The 20129-nt window shown below is 48.4% G+C and carries 25 protein-coding genes; 11 read left to right on the forward strand and 14 right to left on the reverse strand.

The features are described 5' to 3' along the window. Positions 1-511, reverse strand: a 511-nt coding sequence (locus BGO59_RS07830) for a carboxypeptidase-like regulatory domain-containing protein (RefSeq protein WP_293682904.1), incomplete at its 3' end; no start/stop codon positions are given. A gap of 48 nt (positions 512-559) precedes the next feature. Beyond that, a complete protein-coding gene (locus tag BGO59_RS07835; RefSeq protein WP_293682906.1) occupies positions 560-1429 on the reverse strand; it encodes a hypothetical protein in 870 nt (289 codons plus the stop codon). Positions 1430-1836: 407 nt separating this feature from the next. On the opposite strand from BGO59_RS07835, the gene BGO59_RS07840 reads away from it, so the two are divergent. From BGO59_RS07840 to BGO59_RS07865, 6 genes are all read left to right on the forward strand, one after another. Then, positions 1837-2211, forward strand: coding sequence for an SMR family transporter (locus tag BGO59_RS07840; RefSeq protein ID WP_293682908.1), 375 nt, complete (start codon positions 1837-1839; stop codon positions 2209-2211). A gap of 285 nt (positions 2212-2496) precedes the next feature. Next, entirely contained in the window at positions 2497-3363 is an 867-nt protein-coding gene (locus BGO59_RS07845; protein ID WP_293682910.1) for an STAS domain-containing protein, read from the forward strand. A gap of 5 nt (positions 3364-3368) precedes the next feature. After that, complete coding sequence (locus BGO59_RS07850; protein ID WP_293682912.1) at positions 3369-3767, forward strand: STAS domain-containing protein; 399 nt, start codon at positions 3369-3371, stop codon at positions 3765-3767. Continuing rightward, on the forward strand, positions 3748-4161 hold the full coding sequence (locus BGO59_RS07855; protein WP_293682914.1) for an anti-sigma regulatory factor: 414 nt from the start codon (positions 3748-3750) through the stop codon (positions 4159-4161). The genes BGO59_RS07850 and BGO59_RS07855 overlap by 20 nt, the downstream gene beginning before the upstream one ends. Then, on the forward strand, positions 4154-5188 hold the full coding sequence (locus tag BGO59_RS07860) for an ATP-binding SpoIIE family protein phosphatase (RefSeq protein ID WP_293682916.1): 1035 nt from the start codon (positions 4154-4156) through the stop codon (positions 5186-5188). The genes BGO59_RS07855 and BGO59_RS07860 overlap by 8 nt, the downstream gene beginning before the upstream one ends. After that, positions 5172-6842, forward strand: coding sequence for an ATP-binding protein (locus BGO59_RS07865; RefSeq protein WP_293682918.1), 1671 nt, complete (start codon positions 5172-5174; stop codon positions 6840-6842). The genes BGO59_RS07860 and BGO59_RS07865 overlap by 17 nt, the downstream gene beginning before the upstream one ends. Position 6843: 1 nt before the next feature. On the opposite strand, the gene BGO59_RS07870 is transcribed toward BGO59_RS07865, so the two are convergent. After that, complete coding sequence (locus BGO59_RS07870) at positions 6844-7239, reverse strand: hypothetical protein (protein WP_293682920.1); 396 nt, start codon at positions 7237-7239, stop codon at positions 6844-6846. A gap of 334 nt (positions 7240-7573) precedes the next feature. Between BGO59_RS07870 and BGO59_RS07875 the strand changes: the two genes are divergently transcribed. Continuing rightward, positions 7574-8128 carry a sigma-70 family RNA polymerase sigma factor gene (locus BGO59_RS07875; RefSeq protein ID WP_293682922.1) on the forward strand — a complete coding sequence of 185 codons (555 nt, stop codon included), beginning with the start codon at positions 7574-7576 and terminating at the stop codon, positions 8126-8128. 68 nt (positions 8129-8196) lie between these two features. Here BGO59_RS07875 and BGO59_RS07880 read toward each other — a convergent pair whose 3' ends face one another. Further along, complete coding sequence (locus tag BGO59_RS07880; protein WP_293682924.1) at positions 8197-8559, reverse strand: hypothetical protein; 363 nt, start codon at positions 8557-8559, stop codon at positions 8197-8199. Positions 8560-8996: 437 nt separating this feature from the next. Between BGO59_RS07880 and BGO59_RS07885 the strand changes: the two genes are divergently transcribed. Then, the gene (locus BGO59_RS07885) at positions 8997-9815 is read left to right on the forward strand and encodes a universal stress protein (protein WP_293682926.1); all 819 of its coding nucleotides are present in this window, start codon (positions 8997-8999) and stop codon (positions 9813-9815) included. 23 nt (positions 9816-9838) lie between these two features. Further along, a complete protein-coding gene (locus BGO59_RS07890; RefSeq protein WP_293682928.1) occupies positions 9839-10834 on the forward strand; it encodes a 2-hydroxyacid dehydrogenase in 996 nt (331 codons plus the stop codon). A 125-nt stretch (positions 10835-10959) separates the two neighbouring features. Here the strand turns inward: BGO59_RS07890 and BGO59_RS07895 are convergent, their stop codons facing one another. From BGO59_RS07895 to BGO59_RS07915, 5 genes are all read right to left on the reverse strand, one after another. Continuing rightward, on the reverse strand, positions 10960-11355 hold the full coding sequence (locus tag BGO59_RS07895) for a hypothetical protein (protein WP_293682930.1): 396 nt from the start codon (positions 11353-11355) through the stop codon (positions 10960-10962). A 7-nt stretch (positions 11356-11362) separates the two neighbouring features. After that, positions 11363-12238, reverse strand: a complete 876-nt coding sequence (locus tag BGO59_RS07900; RefSeq protein ID WP_293682932.1) for a universal stress protein — start codon at positions 12236-12238, stop codon at positions 11363-11365. A gap of 51 nt (positions 12239-12289) precedes the next feature. Next, positions 12290-13063, reverse strand: a complete 774-nt coding sequence (locus BGO59_RS07905) for a TIGR00730 family Rossman fold protein (protein ID WP_293682934.1) — start codon at positions 13061-13063, stop codon at positions 12290-12292. 90 nt (positions 13064-13153) lie between these two features. Then, complete coding sequence (locus BGO59_RS07910; RefSeq protein WP_293682936.1) at positions 13154-13654, reverse strand: hypothetical protein; 501 nt, start codon at positions 13652-13654, stop codon at positions 13154-13156. A gap of 30 nt (positions 13655-13684) precedes the next feature. Beyond that, a complete protein-coding gene (locus BGO59_RS07915) occupies positions 13685-14113 on the reverse strand; it encodes a pyridoxamine 5'-phosphate oxidase family protein (RefSeq protein ID WP_293682938.1) in 429 nt (142 codons plus the stop codon). Between the two features lie 197 nt (positions 14114-14310). Between BGO59_RS07915 and BGO59_RS07920 the strand changes: the two genes are divergently transcribed. Both BGO59_RS07920 and BGO59_RS07925 read left to right on the forward strand, forming a co-directional pair. Next, positions 14311-15138 (forward strand): universal stress protein, encoded by an 828-nt coding sequence (locus tag BGO59_RS07920; RefSeq protein WP_293682940.1) that lies wholly within the window; start codon positions 14311-14313, stop codon positions 15136-15138. Between the two features lie 108 nt (positions 15139-15246). After that, positions 15247-15552, forward strand: a complete 306-nt coding sequence (locus tag BGO59_RS07925; protein WP_293682942.1) for a rhodanese-like domain-containing protein — start codon at positions 15247-15249, stop codon at positions 15550-15552. Positions 15553-15659: 107 nt separating this feature from the next. Here the strand turns inward: BGO59_RS07925 and BGO59_RS07930 are convergent, their stop codons facing one another. The 5 genes from BGO59_RS07930 to BGO59_RS07950 all read right to left on the reverse strand — a co-directional run bounded on the left by BGO59_RS07930 (position 15660) and on the right by BGO59_RS07950 (position 20124). Next, the gene (locus BGO59_RS07930; RefSeq protein ID WP_293682944.1) at positions 15660-16109 is read right to left on the reverse strand and encodes an OsmC family protein; all 450 of its coding nucleotides are present in this window, start codon (positions 16107-16109) and stop codon (positions 15660-15662) included. Between the two features lie 84 nt (positions 16110-16193). Further along, a complete protein-coding gene (locus BGO59_RS07935) occupies positions 16194-17606 on the reverse strand; it encodes an MBL fold metallo-hydrolase (RefSeq protein ID WP_293682946.1) in 1413 nt (470 codons plus the stop codon). Positions 17607-17704: 98 nt separating this feature from the next. Further along, positions 17705-18910, reverse strand: a complete 1206-nt coding sequence (locus tag BGO59_RS07940) for an FAD/NAD(P)-binding oxidoreductase (protein ID WP_293682948.1) — start codon at positions 18908-18910, stop codon at positions 17705-17707. 126 nt (positions 18911-19036) lie between these two features. Further along, the gene (locus BGO59_RS07945; RefSeq protein WP_293682950.1) at positions 19037-19519 is read right to left on the reverse strand and encodes a DUF6691 family protein; all 483 of its coding nucleotides are present in this window, start codon (positions 19517-19519) and stop codon (positions 19037-19039) included. Between the two features lie 32 nt (positions 19520-19551). After that, complete coding sequence (locus BGO59_RS07950; RefSeq protein WP_293682952.1) at positions 19552-20124, reverse strand: YeeE/YedE thiosulfate transporter family protein; 573 nt, start codon at positions 20122-20124, stop codon at positions 19552-19554. Between the last annotated feature and the right edge of the window lie 5 nt (positions 20125-20129).

Consider the following 20129-nt stretch of genomic DNA (forward strand, 5'->3'; position numbering starts at 1 on the left):
TCACCTGCGAGACCTGAACCCCCGCCAGTTTACCGACCAGTGCCTGACCCAGTGTTGGAGCGGCCACATTCAGTTCGCGGGCTTTCACATTGGAGATAGCTCCCGTCACATCGCTCTTCCGCAGCGTCTGATACCCCACGGCCACCACTTCGCTCAACTGGTTGACGTCTTCTTTCAGCCGTACGGTTAGTATCGGTTGTGAGCCTACTATCACCTCCTGCGTTGCAAACCCTACCGACGAAAATACCAGCGTAGCTCCGGCATTTACATCCAGCGAAAATTGGCCATTGGCATCCGTAACGGTACCTTTCCGGGTTTGCTTTTCCACAATATTGACCCCCGGAATGGGTTGGTTCTGCTCATCGGTGACCGTACCACTAATACGAATAACCTGATGAAGCAGGAACGTTTTGCGTAGGTTCGCCAGCACTACTGTCTGGCTGGTAAGCAGGCCGATCAGCAGCATAAAGCCAAAGAGGTACCTGCTCAATGGAATTGAGTAATGATTCATGTCAAGTTGTATAGAATTGGATTAGTTGTACAGCAAAACCCTGGTGGTTTACCAGGCAAGATTCATAAAATGCACATTATTGGTCCGCGATGAGGTCACGGCAAGGCCGGTCAGCCTATCGCCTAAAAGTGTAAATCCTTCTAATTCGTCCGCTTTGTCGATGTCGACGGTTTTAATGACCTGTTCCCGTCCCGACTCGATAGACCGTTTGAGGTCCAGAAACGTAAATCGCCAGCGTCGCCCTTCTATCTGATTCTGAATCAGCACCAATACGCCTTTCGATGGTACCCAATGGAGATTTTGCACCCAGGGTGAGCAGGTAAATTTTTTCACAACCACACCAGGCTCACTGGTCTTTTTCGCTTTCGCCAGCAACAGTGGATCGTAAAGCCGCACCTCATTCGCTTTATCGCCATAATCGGCTGTGGCCACATACCATTTGTTCTGATAGCGCACATACTCGGGTCTGGTGCCCTGAATGCACGCATCATCCTCAATCGTATTCAGCAGGTTATCGTCCAGCGTACCTGTCCGAAGCAGTCCCGCCCAATTGACCATATAGATTACGGCCCGCCATTTGGTGCCTTCAGGATTCAGCCGGATGCTGTTGCCAATGAAGGTCGGGCCCGTTTGGTTGTAGGCAATACCTGTCGGGTGATTGATTACATCCTGACCATCGACAGTTAATTTCACCTCCTGCCCGGTATACGTGAGCGATTCTTTGCCAACCCTGTACGAACGGATCATACCGACCTCCCGATCGCCATATAAATACACCTTATCCGGCTGATAACTTACACCCTGACAAGCCCCCAGCGAATCGATTGTGACAGAGGAAGTTAAGCCAATGACGAGATCCCATCTAAAGAAGGAAGAAAGGCCGATCAGGCCAACCACAATGAAGAGTAACGTCTTCATTATCATGCATCTAGTATTGAGAGAGTGTTATCAGCTAATCAGCAAAAACAGACAACTGAACGAAAGACCTTCCAGAAAAAGCCACCAATGAAAGCGCAAAACAAGCAGTTAGAGATTACCCCAGTTTTACCGAAGTATTTCCAAAGTGTTATGATTTCAGCCAACAGAAACGAAAGCAGCTTTACGAGCCCCAACCTGACGATACGAGCGACTTACCGCCCAGCCCCTTCATCATATACTTACTCCATACCCTTTTTTCCCGATAGATCGCCAACGGCAAAACGCCCCTAATAAGCCACGAACGAATCCTTTATAAATCAGTAATAGACTGATAACATACAGATCATGGCGGTAATTTACCTTTACTACCGATCGATAGTTTGCTGAGTAAAATTACCCTTACCTCTATGTATGCGTGGCTATTTCTATTAATTGCAGCACTTTTTCAAACTGGCTGGACATATTCGCTCAACTACATGGCCTTCGATAAATTGACAACGCTGCACTGGAATTCATTTTATTTGCCCGGTGTGGGTTTACCAATCCTGCTCCCTTTTTTAGCCAATATTATTTCTGGCCTAATCAACATGTTCTTTTTCTCGCTGGCTTTAAAACAGATTTCTACACCAACTGCTTTCGCCATCTGGACTGCCATGACATTAGCGTTGGTAAAGGTCATCGACGTAACCGTGCTGAAAGCCCCCTTGACGGCTACCGAACTCTTCTTTCTGTTACTGATTGGTATTGGCATAGTAGGCCTGAGAGCCTATTCAGCAGCCTAGTCATTCCTGTAATCTTCGCCCGTAAAGCCTGTTTAGCGACAAGCCGTTTCGCCTATATCCATTGAGGTAACGGCTCATTCATGATGCTTTCGGAGTATCAAACCGATCGGGTCAATATCCCGCATACTATCTATCAATAAATAATTTCAACATATTTACATTTTATAAAGTATAACCCAATCGGGTTACCTTGTTTTGCATTGGCCCAGCCTAACCATTCCCTAATAAATTACAGTAATCACTAAGTAATTTTTACATTTGCTAGTTTTCCAATCAACTTGCCTCATGACCAATAGTGTAGCTCAATTTCTGAAGAAAAATAAGGACCGCCTTTTAGATACATGGACCCAGAAACAGTTAGCCAGTGATACCCTCCGGGATGATTTAATGTCGAATGACGAACTTCGTCTGCAATCTGAAGAATTAGTTAATCTACTGGTAAAGACAGTAAACGACGAAAATATAAACCAAATCGAGTCGTCCAGATTCGACGAACTGTTTGAACTACTGTCGGGTATTTCCATGTCGAGGGCTCGGCAAGGCTTCTCTCCGCGCGAAACCGGCCTTTATATTTTTAGTCTGAAAGACGCCATCTTTGACTTGCTTCAGCAGGATTTAAGCAGCGATCCCGTTCAACTTTTTGAAATCAGTCTTAAATTCAACCGCCTATTGGATAGTTTTGGCGTTGTCACGTTCGAAACGTTTATAAAAGGCCGTGAGGAAGTTATTTTCCGGCAAACGGAAGAGATCAGCGATATTTCTACGCCGGTCATTCAGGTATGGGATGGGATTCTTGCCTTGCCGATCATCGGTACGCTAGACAGTGCCCGGACGCAGGTGGTTATGGAAAGTCTTCTCCAGAAAATTGTCGATACAGGTAGTAGTATCGCCATTCTGGATATATCCGGTGTTCCTGCCGTCGATTCACTGGTAGCGCAGCACCTGATCAAAACTGTCAGCGCTACCCGACTGATGGGCGCCGACTGTATTATTAGCGGTATCCGGCCAGAAATTGCCCAGACGGTTGTTCATCTGGGAATTGATCTGTCCAATATCATTACCAAAGCGACGCTGGCCAGTGCGCTCAAGCACGCATTCAACATGAACAAACTAACGGTGAAACGAGCAGAACCTGAAAAGAAATTCCTGTAGAAGCGATGGATAAAATACCAATTCTGCGAATGGGGCCTTTTCTGCTGGTTACCATTCAGGTCGATTTATACGATCGGTTAGCTTTGAATCTGGAAACTGATCTGGTCAATATGGTTCATAAAACCGGCGCTCGTGGGGTACTGATCGATATTTCGGCAGTCTCGATAGTCGATTCGTTTATGGGGCGCATTCTGGGCAATATTGCTAGTATGACTCGGGTCCTTGATGCCGAAACGGTGGTTGTAGGGATGCAACCTGCCGTTGCCATTACCTTAATTGAGTTGGGGCTATCGTTAAGTGGTGTGTATACAGCCCTCGATGTAGAGCGAGGTATGGCTCTCCTGCAAACAAAAATCGGCTCCGATGATGAACTGATTGACGACGATGCTGATCACACTGAGTAAAGACAGCATCGCTATCACCCGAGAGCAGGATGTGGTGCCCCTCCGAAACCGGGTTAAAGAGGTAGCTGTGAAAATTGGGATGGGCCTTGTGAATCAAACAAAGCTCATTACAGCCGCCAGTGAACTGGTCCGCAACATGCTCCGCTATGCGGGTACGGGTAATGTCCTGATTGAAGTCGTAAGTCGTGGCCGCGACACGGGCGTACGACTGACATTTTCGGATAAAGGGCCAGGCATAGCCGATATTAATCTGGCTATGCAGGATGGCTACTCAACCGGAAAGAGCCTCGGCTTAGGCCTGCCAGGCACCAAACGGCTGGTCAATGAATTCTCAATCCAAAGCGTTGTGGGACAGGGCACTACAGTAACTATTTTAAAATGGAAGAATGGATAACTCTCCTCACGTACGCTTTCAGGCACTTGACCGAAGTTATTTGTCGAGCATCAAAAAAGGTATCTATCAACTCGCCACGCTGGTAGGATTCACTACACAACGGCTGAACGAAATCGACTTGATCATTGCCGAATTAACGTCTAACCTCATCAAGCACGCAGGAGGAGGAGAATTGCTGGTCCGACACTTTCAGCTTGCCAGCAATTCGGGTCTGGAAATCATTAGCCTGGATAATGGCCCTGGCATGGCCGACCCAGCCCGAATGATGCAGGATGGCGTATCAACCACTAATACACTGGGGCATGGTCTGGGATCGATCAAACGCCTGGCCGATCAGTCGCAACTCTATTCGATTAAAGGCTGGGGAACCATTGTACTGGTCAGAGTTTTTAAAAACCCATTGGCTACACAAACCAAAATAGCAGGGTTCGAGTTTCGGTCCCTGCTTGTTGCCAAACCGGGCGAAACGATGTGTGGCGATGGCATTTACGTTAAGAAAACCGACGATTATATTAAACTCTTTGTAGGCGATGGCCTAGGTCATGGGCCAGAAGCCTATACGGCTGTTCAGTCCGCGATCAATGCGTTTCGGATTTGTGTCGATAATCGCCCGGCAGACATTATCCGGTTCTTGCACCGTTCCGTAAATAAAACACGCGGCCTGGTAGGTTCAATTGTTGTATACGATATGAAGAATCAGCGGTGGAACTGGTGTGGCGTTGGTAACATTTCGACTCGGTTAAGTGGCACCATAACCAATAAAAACCTTTTGTCGTATAATGGCATTATCGGCATGAATCTTCCTTCAGCCATGAATGACCACTTTTTACCGCTAGAACCAGGCCAGTTATTGATTATGTGTTCCGATGGGCTTCAATCCCGTTGGGATACAACCAAATATCCGTTAATACATCGCTACGACCTAACGGTTCTGGCAGCAGCTCTATATAAAGATTACGCCCGACAAACTGATGATGCATCACTGTTTATCGGGCGTATGCAGGCTACCTATGGAGGAATTAGCTAAAGTACTGCTCAGCAATGAAATGGACCTGATTCTGGCCCATAAACGTGCTATGAAATTAGCCGAGCTAGCCGGATTGTCGCTGGCGGCCCAAACTACGTTTGCCACGGCGGTGTCAGAAGTAGCCCGCTACAGTCTGGAGCATGGTACCGAACCGATTCTGATGCTGGGCGCAACCCATTATCAGCGCAACCAGGCCCTGATGGCGATCGTTGAAGATAAAACGCTAACCGTAGCCAATCCACTTCATCAAGGATTGCAGTATGCCCAGCGTCTGGTCGAAAAGCTGGAAATCAGCAACACTGGCCTGGCCAGTAAGATTACCTTGTATTTCAACCTTCCCATCAGCCGCCGGATCAGTGCTGAACGGATTCAGGATTGGCGCGCTCAGTTTATGGCCGATCAGCCTTTGTCGGCTTATGATGAGATAAAGCGAAAAAACGATCAGTTACAGGAGTTGTCGCAACGGCTGAAAGCCAGCGAGGACCACTATAAACAGGTTACCAACTCGCTGCCGCTGATGATTTTTACCGCCAATCAGATGGGCCAGCTCCTGTATGCCAATGAGTGGGTAACCGAATTTACAGGCCGGTCCATCCAAAGCCTTAACCAAAGTAAATGGTCTGACATTATCCATCCGAACGATTACCTTCCGTTCTGGAAGCTATGGACCGAAAAAGCGAGTCGTCATCAGCCCATTCAGTATGAGTTCCGGCTAAAAGAAAAAGCGACGCAGGCATACTTATGGCATTTGTTCTCAGCCCAGCCCGTCGCTAATGAACTCAGTAAAGTAAATGCCTGGACAGGCTTTGTGGTCAATATTGATGCACAAAAAATTGTTGGACAAACACTCCAGGAAAAAGAAGAACTAAGCCGCGCCAAAGAAGAGCTAGAGCAATCGCAGCAGAAACTGGAAACAACCATTAAAGAACTCAACCTGAGTAATGCCAAGCTCAGTCAGTTTGCCTACATTGCCAGTCATGATTTACAGGAACCTTTACGGAAAATACAGCAATTCGGTGATCTGATCAAAACACGCAGTGCAACCTTGTCGGGTGAAGACTTGCTCTATCTGGACCGGATGCAGTCGGCTGCGGCCCGCATGTCGATTCTGATCAAGGACCTCCTCACCTATTCGCGCCTGTCTACCCGACAGGAAGAACCGATTGAGATTCCTCTAACACAAATTATACAAACAGCCCTGGACAATTTATCGGTGAGCGTGGAGGAGTCAATGGCTGAAATTACGATAGAAGACCTGCCCGTGATTGCGGCCGATGTACCTCAGCTTACGCAGCTATTCCAGAACTTACTAGGTAACTCGCTTAAATTCAGGCAAAAAGACGTGATTCCAACTATTCGTGTATTTGCCCATACCGTTCCATCTACAGAGTTGCCCGACTCAATTAAACCCACCCGATCCTCGGCTGTGTATACCTGCATCAGTGTAGCCGATAACGGCATCGGCTTCGATGAAAAATACCTGGACCGGATTTTTCAGGTGTTCCAGCGCCTTCATGGCAAAAACGAATTTGCCGGAACGGGCGTTGGCCTTGCTATTTGTGAAAAAGTAGCCCAAAATCATGGTGGCGCGATTACAGCTACCAGTCAGCCAGGCCATGGGGCTATATTTCAGCTCTACTTACCCCTGGCATAATTTACTGGCGTGTCGATGGCAGTGTGGCTAATTGCAATAGTGTATTTGCCTGCCTGTTTAACGCCCTGATCGTCCGCGTATGATCTGCAAGTTTGGTGTAGTACTCATCCTGATTAGTGGAATCTGGCTCATGGTACTGATCAACATCGAGCACTAATCTTTCCAGTTCCTGTTTCATTGCATTCACCAACGACACCAGCGGACCAATGGCGAATTGAGTGGCACATGGCTTGCCCTGATCAGGTGGGTTATGTTTGGCCCCAAGATCATTCAGGCACTTAACCAATCGACTATAATTTGAATGAAAATCGGCCGTAACCAACAGCCAGTTCATCAACACACGTTTATGGTTTCCCTCATGCATAAGGAAACCATCTGGTGGAGATTTATCTTCCACGCAAATTTTTGTTTAACATTATAACCATATTAAGCCATCAAAGTTAAACAAAAGCCATTACCTAAACTCTACATGGTACTCATTTTTACTATGTGGCCAAATCAATTTAACTTAACTAAGATTCCTATATACAATCTATGTAAACCTGTAAACATTTTTATGGTGTATATAACCACCTTATAAATAATACCACTCTACTATTTATGATGTGTGTATATACACCGTTTAATAGATTCATTAGGTTTAAGCCCTGTATTTCAGGCTTATATAAAAAACGATGAAATATTTAATTAAATTTGAAAGCAATATCTAAACTTCTTGTTACCAATACACCATGAAAGTTCACCTAAGTGATGAAGAAATGATTCGTCACTACCTGCCCCAGCAGCCTAACCAATGTTTTGAAGCTCTTTACAACCGGTATGTAGGCAAAGTCTACCAGCAATGCCTATCGATGACCAACGACTCTGAGCAAGCGCAAGATTTCACACAGGACATTTTCCTGAAGGCGTTTCATAAGTTAGATGCCTTCCAACAGCGCTCAAGTTTTTCTACCTGGCTTTATTCCATTGCCTACAACTATTGTGCCGACCAACTCCGGCTAGCCCGGCGCATACCTACCACGGATTTAACGGTCCATCTGCAGGAAACCCGAGCCGATTATGGCGATGCGCAACTTCATGAAGAGATCTTGCAACTCATGCGGATTGCTATGGATCGGCTGACCGATGATGAACGCAAACTATTACGCATGAAATATGAAGATGGGATGAGTATAGATGCCATTGCCCAGCTATATGAGCTCAAGCCAAGTGCTGTTAAGATGCGCCTGAAACGTAGCCGTGAGCGTATACAAGCCATTTGTACTTCACAGTTGAGTCTCTATTAACTGCTCATTACGTAAAAGCACGAAAGCCCGGTTGTACCGGGCTTTCGTGCTTTTACATTCACCTGCGCTTATTGCATAGCAATGACACGGTTACTTTGCTCAACTGGTTTTGTTGACAAATTCACCTGTTTACGGATACTGCCTTCGCTGGATTTGATTTCCAGTTCGTAATCGCCGTCGGTCAGTTCGTCTACGTTCAGTTTCATCGCATACTTCTCTTCTTTCTTGCCGATGTTTTGCTCAAAAACAACCTGGTTGTTCTTGTTTTTCAATAGGACAACGACTGGAATAGGCGCTGATTTCTGAACAGCCACCCGAATTTCATGATTGGCTGTAACATAGGCACTTGCATCGAACGAAAGGCCTTTAGGGGTAGTAGGGTTCATTAACGCCGAAGCACTTACTAAGATTGACGCTGCGACTTTGCTCATTAGTGTTAACATGGTAGTATTTGTGTTATGTGTTTTGAATGTGTTGTTTACTGTGTTGTCTATGTGAATCCAAAGGCTGTGCCAATCTAATTAACCACCTAAAAATCAAACGATTAACCATCATGCCATTTTTTGACAATGTCCATAATTGGACAGACCTCGTTCACTTGCGGACAAATGTAGCAGGTTGCCCGGCCCGACTGAAAGCAAGATCTGACGAAGTGTCGGAATGGGTCAATAGACTGTAGAAAATAGCCGATAAATGGAGAAGGGCCATTCGGATCAGTGCCCTTAAGCTTGCTTACTTACCAAAATCACCCAACCGTCTGATTGCCATCATAAGCGCTGTGGCAGAATAGCCGTTGCTTTACAGGGTCATTTAATACGCTGGCACTTTGCCGACTGGTTCGCAGCATAGGCCAGACTCTACTTCACTTATGAAAACGATTGTTCTTGCTACTGATTTTTCGACGAATGCCAATCGGGTTGCTCAGTTTGCGGCCCAACTGGCGAATGAGCAAAAGGCTCGTCTTGTTCTTTTTCATGCCTTTCACCTCTGGCCCGACAATCCGGCTAAAGAAGGCGATTTCCCTTTGTCGGTAAAAGCCATGCAGGCCAACAGTGAAAAAGCCTTAAACCATCTTGCCCGTCAACTTGAAACGGATTTCGACCTTACCATCCCGGTTGAGTGTGTTGCTCAGGAAGGGCATACCATGAACGCCATCCGGCAGTTTACCAAAGCTCAACGGGCTGATCTGCTCATCATGTCGACGGTAGGTACGGCTCCGCAAAGTGCGCAGCTAATGGGCAGTATTGCGACCAGCATGGTTGCCGAAACTGAAGTCCCGTTGCTGCTGGTTCCGCCAGCGACAGCCTATGCCGGGCTAAAAAACACGGTATTAGGTATCGACCTGGCACTACCACCCAATGCTATTGCACTGGAAACCGCCATCACCTTTGCACGGGAGTTTGGCAGTGTTATCAACGTTCTCTGCATCAGCGAAACTCCTGCAGACCCTCAGGTAAAAGAGCGGGCTGAGCTCATTCGTCGACTGCTCAGTCAGCAACCACATACACTGAGTATTGTCGGGGGGCAGGAAGTGTATACAACCCTGCTTGACTTTTCGCACACCAACAAAGCGGATCTGATCATGATGCTTCCACAAAGCCGGAGCTGGCTGTGGCAGCTATTTTCGGAAGGCGAAACCCAACGCATGGCCCGCCTGACGGATTTACCCTTACTGGCTATTGTTTAGATCGAACTCCGTTTACCCACACGATGAAAATTGCCTTTTTTAGCTACCAGCCGTTTGAACAGCCGTTTCTGGAATCGGCCAATCAGGCCACGCAATATCAACTGACGTTTATTCCTCAGACGCTTTCTCCAGAAACGGCGATACTGGCGGCTGGTCACGACGCGATCTGTGTGTTTGTCCATGATCAGCTTAACGCGCCTACGCTCCAGCGCCTGGCCGACCTGGGGATTAAACTGGTGGCTTTGCGCTGCACAGGCTATAACCAGGTCGATATAGAAACGGCCCAGCAACTTGGCATTCGGGTTTTACGAGTCCCAACTTACTCGCCCCACTCGGTGGCCGAACATACGGTAGCGCTGCTGATGGCACTGAATCGAAAAATACATCTGGCTTACCAGCGTACCCGAAAAAATAATTTTACACTCGATGGCCTGCTTGGCTTTGATCTCTACGGAAAGCGGATTGGCATTGTGGGTACTGGCAAGATCGGGGTCGCCTTTGCCCGAATTATGCTTGGTTTTGGCTGTCATGTGATTGCCTACGACAAGATACGATCGGCAGTATTACAACAGTTGGGTGTTGAATACCGGACGCTACCTGAGCTATTATCGGCGTCCGATATTGTCTCATTACATTGCCCACTTACCCCCGAAACGCATCACCTCATCAACAGTGATTCACTGAAGCTGATGAAAACAGGGGCTTATCTGCTCAATACCAGTCGGGGTGGCCTGATAGATACTCCAGCTGTGCTACACGCTCTGCAATCGGGCCAATTAGGTGCATTTGGCCTGGATGTATACGAGCTTGAAGAGGACTACTTCTTTGCCGATTGGTCGGAGAAACCATTGCCAGATTCAGCACTTAATACGCTGACCCATTTACCGAATGTGGTGGTAACTTCTCATCAGGGCTTCTTAACCGAAGAAGCGCTTTCACAGATTGCTCAGGTAACCCTCAGCAATCTCACTCATCCAGAGCAAGCGTACCCCGCAAACAGTTGCGTTGTAGTTGGTTAATTAAACTAGTATACGAGTGGCGAAACCAGTTCGGGCTTCCTGAACTGGTTTTTTATGCTGAAACGACAATCCCGCTACTGGCTCTGTAGGCTGTAGCGGGATTATCAGGACGAAAATAGCTGTCTTTATAAGGCAGGCTGGGCGGCCAGGTACTGCCGTATGTCGTTTTTGAAAGTGCGAAAATCAGTATGGAAGCTATCCATTTCTTCGCGTAAGTACTGGTGGTTCAGACGGGTATCTTTATCCAATACCTGATCGAACCGCACCCCTAAAGCTACCTGCTCATTCACTTCCTGAATCTCATTCAGCAGCCGCTTGATCAAGCGTCGAAAATGATGAAGCTGACTAATTTCTGTTTGCCAGGTTTCGACAGGCATCAATGTTGGGTTTATTGTTTCATCTAAGGTTCCCAGCAGGTCTTCCCAAAAGTTCACCTCCTGAAGAGCCAGTTCCAGTTCGCTGCGCCAGATCCGATGCAGCAGATGCACATCCGTGAGCTGACGATATTTGTCGGTTTTCATACGTATATTAATCTAGGTAAGTGGCAAATGGTATTTTATCGAATTTCGATGGCTGGTCTCGCAACGGGGCATCGTAAAGGGCAAGGAACGGAACCGTAGGCTGAAAAGCCATTGTGCGACTCACACTTCTGTGCCGGATAATGTCGAATAAGCTTTTATGATGCGGCAGCATAACCAGCATATCGACTGTATGCATTTTCAGGTAGGTCCTGATGCCACGTAACACACTGTCGTCATAAATGGTGTAGGTATCCGTCTGCACTTCCTGAAAGGCGTCCAGTATATATTGACGCCCTAATGCCGACGTCCGGGTTTCGGGTTTTTCTGGGTTTTCGATTGTTAGTACCGTCAGGTCGGCGTCTTTCCGACTCGCCAGGTCGTTCAATAGGCGAAGCGACTGAGCATCGTTGACGGACCGATAATCGGTTGCCAGAACAATCGTTTTCATAGGCCGGATAGGTGCCGACGCCGGAATAACCAGCACGTTCGTTTTTGCATCGCGGACCAGATCGGTGGCTACACTCCCCAACAGTTCGCTCCATCCTGAACCCGTAGCCCCTAGTACGACCAAATCATAATGCTCTTTCACCAGCAGTTGATTTACAATACCGGCTGGTGAGCCCATCACGGCCATCGTTCGGTAGGTATGGTACGCAGGCGATGATGGACCGGTTATTTCGGCACGGAGTTGTTTGAGCGATTTTTCGGCCATCTGCCAGCGTTCGGCTAACAAGGTAGCACCAGCATACTCCATATCGGGCTCAATAGGGCAGACATACAGCAAACAAAAGTCGGCCGCTGTATCGTCGAAAAGGGCCTGGGTATACGCAATCGCATGTTGTGAGGCCGCTGAGAAATCAGTTAATAAGAGGATTTTATACATGACATGTCTTAAGAAATGACTAGATAAGGTTCTATAGCAAAAGCAATTCACTCACACCCGCTCCAGCAACCACCATAAAGGCTTGCGTCGTTTAACAACCTTATAGTTTTGCTGAACATACGTCTGAATATGCCGCTGGGCTTCCGCTACATCGTCGGTTAAACAGACATACTGTAAGTCGTTCTGACTAATCGTTCCCGCCTGAATCATAGTCTGCATATACTCCAGCAACGGCTGATAATAGTCGCGGCCCATTAAAACCACCGGAAACCGATGAATCACACCGGTTTGTACGAGTGTCAGCGTTTCAAATAGCTCATCCATCGTTCCCCAGCCACCAGGCATCACCACAAAGGCGTAGGAATACTTCAGCAGGAGAACTTTCCGTACAAAAAAGAAGTCGATCGTAACGCCGGTATGCAAATAGGGATTGGGCCGCTGCTCAAATGGCAGCCGAATATTGCAGCCTACCGACCGGCCACCAGCCTCATAAGCACCCCGATTAGCTGCCTCCATCAACCCTGGTCCTCCACCCGTCATCACCGTAAAGCCGAGGTCCCGAATGGCTCGCCCAACCTGACGCGCCAGTTTATAATAGGGATGATCTTCCGGAAAACGCGCTGATCCAAAGACCGTAACACATGGCCCCACAAAGTGAAGCGTCCGTAGGCCTTTCAAAAACTGCCAGCCAACCTGGACAATAAACCGGAGTTCCGACCGGCGATCTTTGGGCCCATCGAACGCCTGGGTGAGCGCATTCGTCACCAGGGGCCGAATACGGTGCTGATCAGAGCGAGCCTGGGGAGGGGTTTCGGTTGGTATCATGTTGACAAGAATTGCGAAAACAAACAAGCGTAATCAGCCTGATAGCAATACCATTCAGATAGCTATAACGGCTAGCGATAAACGTTCTCTTTAATTAAAAGGCAAAGCCAATGTTCTGGTGTCTACTTCCTTCTTTTCCAGTCGATCATTACCCCGTCGATAAAGCTGATAAAAAGCCATCGCCATGAGCAGGGTAGCCGGGAAAGCGGCTGCGAACCCAAGCGGGGTAATAGCCAGGCAGAAAATAATACCACCCAGGCACCCTGCCCTAAACCAGTTGCCTTCCATAAACATTGATGCTGCAATCAGCAATTGGCCTACAGCAATGCTTTGCACCATAGGCGTGATCATTGATTCGAAAGACCCCAGAATGAATCGACGGTACAACGGAATGGCGTAATCGGCAAAATCCTGATAAAGCCAGGGCGTCTCCAGCCCTGTACGTGTGTTGATGATAGCTGCTCCCAGAAAAAGTACAAAGAAGCCGATCCGGGCAGCCAGTGGCCACCGAAAACTGGCGATCAACTGGACCACCGACAGACTATTGACAACGATGTACACGGCAATGATGGTGGTATCAAGCGCTTCCATGACTGTATGGATTAAAACAGGTTATCGGCCCTACTCTTTTGTTTCACTACGCCCCGTCTTACTCAGAATCCGAATTCGATACACAATCATGGGTTTCTCGATAACGGGCTCAGCGACCACTTCCTGCGTATACATGCGTGGGGCCACCCGCCCAGGCCCCAGGCGTTGCGCTACATACATCCGCTCATCACCTTGTAATTCCTCATACTCCCCCTGTATTACCACACTCCGCCAGCAGGTTGGTGTAGTCATCTCATCGACTTCAAAACATACTTTCGGATTTTTCCGTAGCAGATGTGTCTTTGTTCCTTCCCGCGTTTGCCCATAAATAGCCTGCCCATCGTAGAGATAGGCCACTGGCAGAACCAATACCTGTCCATCGGCGTAGCAGCCAATGCGTCCAAAGAACTGGTTACGCAGTACAAAATCGGTCACTTCTGGCGATAAATTGTGTAACATGGCTCCTTACGATTAGGTCCCTCACTGAGTTTAGGTTAGCCAAAACTACAGCCTATTCAGAAAGTATATACAGAGCGTCGTCAGGCAATCGAGTGATTATTATCAGTGATGAAAATCAGCGCATTACCCCTCACCGATCAGTACAAATCTGCCCCCGTCGCCGTTGTTTTGGTGCGTACCTCAAACAACCAATGAGTATGAACACGATTGTTGTCCCATGCGATTTAAGTACCGAAACCGATAGTGCTCTGTCTGTAGCCGTTGATATTGCCCGAACATCCGGGGCCACCATACAGCTCGTTCATTCGGTGGTATACCCGTTGCCCGTACCTGCCTATGCCGAAGCGGCCACGATTGCCGTAAACCGAACGCTGGAGGAGTGTCAGGCCATTGAGCAGGCAGCCCGAACCACGCTGGAGCGTCTGGCTGCCAACGAGACCTACAAAGGCATTACCATTGTGCCTGTCTTACTAACCAATGGCGAGGGCCTGGTTCATAACATTACCGAGCAGTCGGCCGATCTGATCGTGATGACATCGGAAGGGGCTACAGGGCTGGAAGAATGGCTGGTTGGTTCCAATGCCGAAGCTATTGTCCGGCATGCCAAATGCCCGGTGCTGATTGTAAAGGAACCCATTGCCCATTTCCAGCCCGAAACCATTGTATGTGGCATTGACATCGACGACCGACTGAAAGTAGCCCAGCATTACCCGTTCCAGATGGGGAAACAGGGCCTGCATCAATTTCTGTATGTGACCACGCCTTTGGATAACCATGTGCCGGAGGGCGTTCATGATTGGGTCAGTGAATTTGCCCGTTCACAAAACATCGCCGATTTCGATTTTGCCGTTCGGCAGGCCCGAAACATCCCTGATGGCATTATCAACTATGCCGAAGAGGTCAATGCCGACCTGATCGTTCTGTTTACTCACGGGTATACAGGACTTCGGCATTTGCTATCGGGCAGTGTAGCCGAAGATGTGCTTAATCATTCAAAAAAGCCCGTTCTGGTCATGCGTATCTGAACAAGTAGCTCATAACACGTAACAAATTCCTCGCTACGTGATAATTATCACGTAACTACCAACTGACACTCCCGAACTTCACATCATCAAGTATAGCCATTAATAACCATGATAAATTTATTGAAATCCGTATTTGGCAGCTCAGCGAATGATGGGCTCAAAGACGTGCTGGAACAGGGTGCCGTTATTGTTGATGTCCGTTCGGCTGGCGAATTTGCCGGAGGTCATGCCAAGGGCGCTGTAAATATTCCATTAGACCAGCTTGAAGCAAAGCTGAACAAGATTAAAGGCTACCAGAAACCAATTGTTGTCTGTTGTGCGTCGGGCATGCGAAGTGCACGCGCCAAAGCATTATTGGCCAGTCATGGTGTAACTAATCTACACGATGCCGGTAGCTGGCGAAATCTGGAATAGCAGCTGTACTGAATTTTGTTTAACTGCGAGGGCGCAATAGACGCAAAGGAGAAAAACTCTTTGCGTCTATTGCGCCCTCGCGATTGATGCAGCACTATACCCACCTATCAATCATATACCTGAATCGAAACCTGAACCTTAGGCTCCATAGTCACGTTCGACTTAACCGAGTTGGTAATGAGGCAGGCTTGTTCTGTCTTTTGAAGCACACGCTGGGCTTTTTCTACATCGCCTTCATGATTGAGCAGAACATGGGGGAACAGCTTTATTTCGCTAATCAACAGTTTATTCTCTACGTTTTCGAGCTTACCAATGGCACGACAGTCGAAATCCTCAAAATTTAGTTTTGAGTTTTCAGCAATCGCCAGAAACGTAGTCATAAAACAGCTTGATACGGCGGCTACCAGCAAATGCTCGGGCGACCAGATTCCTGGCATCCCCTTCGGAAATTCGGGGGGAGTAGCTACCTCAATCGTTTCGGTCAAATCGGCTGAACTGAGTCGGCCCAGACGAGCATATTGCCAGTCCAGATTTACGGTATAGTCATGAGTTTCCATAATAGTAATTAGTGAAAAGTAAGCTTGTCTGCTCATGCGGTTTGTATCGAGCACGAGCCGACAAGCTCAGGGGTATACTGGTTATTAAAGAAGTGTAGTTGGGCAAACGTAATCAGTAAGCGGCAGCTTCCCGGTCTTCTTGATGGCTCCAAAACCACCGGCTACATCGACCAGATTTGTGAACCCCCGTGCTTTCAGAATCGAGATGGCCACCATCGACCGATAGCCACCTGCACAGTGAACGTAATACGTTTTACGGCGGTCGATTCGAGCCATGTTATCGTTCAGGTAATCAAGCGGCAGGTTCTCAGCACCGACAATATGCTCTGACTCAAATTCGCTTTTCCGTCGAACGTCCAGTATGGGTACATCTGGATTCTGTTCGTAGCATTCAGCAAACGTATCGGCCGAAATGGAGGTAATCGTGTCTACCGCCCGGCCCTCCTCCTGCCAGGCGGCAAACCCACCCTGGAGATAGCCAATGCAATTATCGTAGCCTACCCGTGCCAGTCGAAGTACGGCTTCTTCGGCTTTCCCCTCGGGCGCAATGAGCAGAATAGGTTGTTTCAGATCGGGAACCAATGTACCAACCCACCCGGCAAACTGCCCTTCCAGACCAATATTGATCGAATTCGGAATAAAGCCTTTCGCAAACTCCTGGGCAGCACGCACATCGATCATCAAAGCCCCAACCTCATTGGCAGCGGTTTCGAACGCGGCTGGCGACAGCGCCTGAGTGCCCTGTTGAAGCACCTCATCGACCTGCCCATACCCCATCTTATTGAGCACGGCATTTTTCGGGAAGTATTGCGGAGGGGGCATCAGGCCGGTGGTGACTTCCTTCACAAATTCCTCTTTCGAGCGAGCCCGCAGGGCGTAATTGAACCGTTTCTGATTCCCCAGTGTGTCGATGGTTTCTTTGCTCATGTTCTTACCACAGGCCGAGCCAGCCCCATGCCCTGGGTAAACAATCACATCGTCGGGTAGAGTCAGGATTTTCGTATGCAGGCTATCATACAGATACCCCGCCAGATCTTCGCGCGTGAGATTGCTCTTAACCGCCAGATCAGGGCGACCCACATCGCCTATGAATAGTGTATCACCCGTAAAAATGGCAGTCTCTTTTCCATTCTCATCGATCAGCAAAAACGTCGACGACTCCATCGTATGCCCCGGCGTGTGGAGTACCCGAATTTTCACGTTCCCTATCGAAAACTCTTCGCCATCTTTGGCCACATGCGCCGTATAACCGGGTTGGGCCGTTGGGCCGAAAACGATGGTGGCATCGGTTTTGGCTGATAGATCGAGATGGCCCGATACGAAATCGGCGTGGAAATGTGTTTCAAAAATGTATTTAATCGTGGCCCCATCGGCAGCCGCCCGTTCAATGTACGGTTTGGTTTCACGAAGGGGATCGATGATGGCCGCTTCGCCGTCGCTCTCAATGTAATACGCAGCCTCAGCCAGACAGCCAGTATAAATTTGCTCTACGTTCATGGCATTTTGATGATTAAATGGATGCATCAAAATTGGCTGAAAGGCGAGGCTGCTTCTGTGATGTATGTTACAAAGACCGGATGATTATCGTCAGCTTTTCAGGCTTTTCCGGTCAGGATTCGGTGCCAGTAGAGCCAGGGGAGCATGTATTTTTTCAGCAGCCACATGGTCCAGCGGGGCACGGCCTGATCGAACGGGAATGTCATTTTAGGCTTGTTCGTATAGTCGAATTCGGCCAGCATCAGTTTGCCGTATTCGGTCGGGATGGGGCAGGCCGTATACCCGTCGTACTGAGCACTGGACTGGGTTTTGTGTAGCCGTGCCAGTATATGATCGACCATGACAGGTGCCTGTTTGCGGATGGCAGCTCCCGTTTTGGAGGTAGGAGCATTGCTCACATCTCCACAGGCAAACACAGTGGGAAAGCGTGTGTGCTGAAACGTAAATTTATTGACCTCAACCCAGCCCAGCGGTTGCGTCGGATCGGCCAACGGGCTTCTTTTGATGAAATCGGGGGCCGACTGGGGCGGGGTGATGTGGGCCATATCGAACCGGATTGACTGCTTCTGCACATTTCCATCGGCATCTTTGCCCTCAAAATAGATCATGTGATTTGGGCCATCTACTTCCGTAACATTCTGGAGAAAGTGGGTTTTGATCCGGTACCGCTTAAGGAGCCTTTCGAGCGTCTGGGCAAACTCTTTCACGGCGAAAATGGCCCCAGCTCCCGATATGTAATGAACTTCGGTTTTGTCAAGCACTCCATTTTTACGCCAGTAGTCACAGGCCAGGTACATGATCTTGTGAGGAGCTCCTCCGCATTTGACGGGTGTGGCAGGGTTGGTAAAGACGGCTACACCGCCTTTAAAATTTCGGATTAGCTCCCAGGTGTATGGGGCCGTCTGGAACGAGTAATTGCTCGACACCTGATTTTTACCCAGTGTTTCGCTGAAGCCTTTAATTTTGGCCCAGTCCAACTGAATTCCCGGCACTACTACCAGCGATTCGTAGGTATAAGTGGCTCCGCTTTGGCAGGTTACCTGATTTTGCGCGGGCTGAAAAGTAGCTACAGCGTCCCGAATCCACTCGGCCCCATCGGGGATGTAATCCTGTTCATTTTTTTCGGTATCCTGAATGGCAAATTGCCCCGCGCCCACAAGTGTCCAGGCGGGTTGGTAATAATGTTTGGCTGAAGGCTCGATAATGCCCAGCCGTAAGGATGAATCTTTATGAAGCAATTGAGCAGCCGCCGACAAACCAGCGTTGCCCCCACCTACAACCAGTACTTGAAAATGAGTAGCCATTTTTAGGAATAGTTAAGTTTTTCCTAAAAATGGCACAATAAAAAGCGGCAGTATGTGACAATTGTTACATACTGCCGCTCCTAAACTATCCTTCAAAACGGGCAATCAGCTCCTATGATCCTGGTTTTAATGAGGCAATTTTTCGCGCAGATAGCCATATACCCATGTACCCGCAACGGCACTCAGCAAAGTCGCAATGACAACAACATAACCGCTGCCAATCTGGGCAAATAAGGGGCCCGGACAAGCCCCCGTAATGGCCCAACCCAACCCAAACAACAGCCCTCCGTAAATCTGGCCTTTATTGAATGTTTTGGGATGAAACTCAACCCGTTCGCCCGAGAGCGTTTTTATATCGAACCGTTTGATGAGCCATACCGAAACCATCCCGACAACCACCGCCGAGCCAATGACTCCGTACATATGGAAGCTCTGCAGCCGAAACATTTCCTGAATACGAAACCAGGAAATGATTTCCGCTTTTACAAACACAATGCCGAATAAAACCCCGACAACCAGGTACTTGAGATTGGCGAGACCACTCTCAGCTTTTTTCATATCGTTGGGCGCATCGCACACCAACGCATCTGGGCTTACTGTATTTTGCATGATTTTTTTAGGAGGGCATAAAGCCCATATCGTTAAAACAATTTCATCAGATGAGGTAGAATCAAGTGCGTCATGGTAAAACCACCTACCATAAAGCAGCAGGTAGCTACCAGCGACGGCCATTGCAGGTTCGACAGGCCCATAATGGCATGGCCCGATGTACACCCCCCCGCCCAACGCGTACCGAAACCAACCAGAAATCCACCGAACACAAAAAATACCAGTCCTTTTAGCGTGAACAGATTGGCCGTATCGAATAAATCGGCGGGCATCAGGCCCGAAAAGTCCCGGATCCCTAGTGCCTTCAGCTCGGTGACGGTAGCAGCCGACAGTTGGAACGCATCGGGGTTTTCCAGAAAATGGGTCGCCAGAAAGCCGCCGAGTACGGTGCCCGCTACAAAAAACAGATTCCAAATCTCCTTTTTCCAGTTGTATTGAAAAAACGGAATATTAGCAGGCAGACAGGCCGCGCATAAGTGCCGAAGCGACGACGAAATACCGAACGATTTGTTTCCGATGAGTAACAGCGTCGGAACTGTGAGGCCGATCAGTGGCCCGGCCACATACCAGGGCCAGGGCTTACGGATAAGGTCGATAAACTCCATGAATT

It is taken from the genome of Spirosoma sp. 48-14 (assembly GCF_001898575.1).
Taxonomy (GTDB): Bacteria; Bacteroidota; Bacteroidia; order Cytophagales; family Spirosomataceae; genus Spirosoma.

What these genes read in the sequence shown, in the direction of transcription:
- BGO59_RS07835 (WP_293682906.1), bottom strand. Translation starts at nt 1,429, where the DNA reads ATGAAGACGTTACTCTTCATTGTGGTTGGCCTGATCGGCCTTTCTTCC.
- BGO59_RS07840 (WP_293682908.1), top strand. Translation starts at nt 1,837, where the DNA reads ATGTATGCGTGGCTATTTCTATTAATTGCAGCACTTTTTCAAACTGGC.
- BGO59_RS07845 (WP_293682910.1), top strand. Translation starts at nt 2,497, where the DNA reads ATGACCAATAGTGTAGCTCAATTTCTGAAGAAAAATAAGGACCGCCTT.
- BGO59_RS07850 (WP_293682912.1), top strand. Translation starts at nt 3,369, where the DNA reads ATGGATAAAATACCAATTCTGCGAATGGGGCCTTTTCTGCTGGTTACC.
- BGO59_RS07855 (WP_293682914.1), top strand. Translation starts at nt 3,748, where the DNA reads ATGCTGATCACACTGAGTAAAGACAGCATCGCTATCACCCGAGAGCAG.
- BGO59_RS07860 (WP_293682916.1), top strand. Translation starts at nt 4,154, where the DNA reads ATGGATAACTCTCCTCACGTACGCTTTCAGGCACTTGACCGAAGTTAT.
- BGO59_RS07865 (WP_293682918.1), top strand. Translation starts at nt 5,172, where the DNA reads ATGGAGGAATTAGCTAAAGTACTGCTCAGCAATGAAATGGACCTGATT.
- BGO59_RS07875 (WP_293682922.1), top strand. Translation starts at nt 7,574, where the DNA reads ATGAAAGTTCACCTAAGTGATGAAGAAATGATTCGTCACTACCTGCCC.
- BGO59_RS07880 (WP_293682924.1), bottom strand. Translation starts at nt 8,559, where the DNA reads ATGAGCAAAGTCGCAGCGTCAATCTTAGTAAGTGCTTCGGCGTTAATG.
- BGO59_RS07885 (WP_293682926.1), top strand. Translation starts at nt 8,997, where the DNA reads ATGAAAACGATTGTTCTTGCTACTGATTTTTCGACGAATGCCAATCGG.
- BGO59_RS07890 (WP_293682928.1), top strand. Translation starts at nt 9,839, where the DNA reads ATGAAAATTGCCTTTTTTAGCTACCAGCCGTTTGAACAGCCGTTTCTG.
- BGO59_RS07895 (WP_293682930.1), bottom strand. Translation starts at nt 11,355, where the DNA reads ATGAAAACCGACAAATATCGTCAGCTCACGGATGTGCATCTGCTGCAT.
- BGO59_RS07900 (WP_293682932.1), bottom strand. Translation starts at nt 12,238, where the DNA reads ATGTATAAAATCCTCTTATTAACTGATTTCTCAGCGGCCTCACAACAT.
- BGO59_RS07905 (WP_293682934.1), bottom strand. Translation starts at nt 13,063, where the DNA reads ATGATACCAACCGAAACCCCTCCCCAGGCTCGCTCTGATCAGCACCGT.
- BGO59_RS07910 (WP_293682936.1), bottom strand. Translation starts at nt 13,654, where the DNA reads ATGGAAGCGCTTGATACCACCATCATTGCCGTGTACATCGTTGTCAAT.
- BGO59_RS07915 (WP_293682938.1), bottom strand. Translation starts at nt 14,113, where the DNA reads ATGTTACACAATTTATCGCCAGAAGTGACCGATTTTGTACTGCGTAAC.
- BGO59_RS07920 (WP_293682940.1), top strand. Translation starts at nt 14,311, where the DNA reads ATGAACACGATTGTTGTCCCATGCGATTTAAGTACCGAAACCGATAGT.
- BGO59_RS07925 (WP_293682942.1), top strand. Translation starts at nt 15,247, where the DNA reads ATGATAAATTTATTGAAATCCGTATTTGGCAGCTCAGCGAATGATGGG.
- BGO59_RS07930 (WP_293682944.1), bottom strand. Translation starts at nt 16,109, where the DNA reads ATGGAAACTCATGACTATACCGTAAATCTGGACTGGCAATATGCTCGT.
- BGO59_RS07935 (WP_293682946.1), bottom strand. Translation starts at nt 17,606, where the DNA reads ATGAACGTAGAGCAAATTTATACTGGCTGTCTGGCTGAGGCTGCGTAT.
- BGO59_RS07940 (WP_293682948.1), bottom strand. Translation starts at nt 18,910, where the DNA reads ATGGCTACTCATTTTCAAGTACTGGTTGTAGGTGGGGGCAACGCTGGT.
- BGO59_RS07945 (WP_293682950.1), bottom strand. Translation starts at nt 19,519, where the DNA reads ATGCAAAATACAGTAAGCCCAGATGCGTTGGTGTGCGATGCGCCCAAC.
- BGO59_RS07950 (WP_293682952.1), bottom strand. Translation starts at nt 20,124, where the DNA reads ATGGAGTTTATCGACCTTATCCGTAAGCCCTGGCCCTGGTATGTGGCC.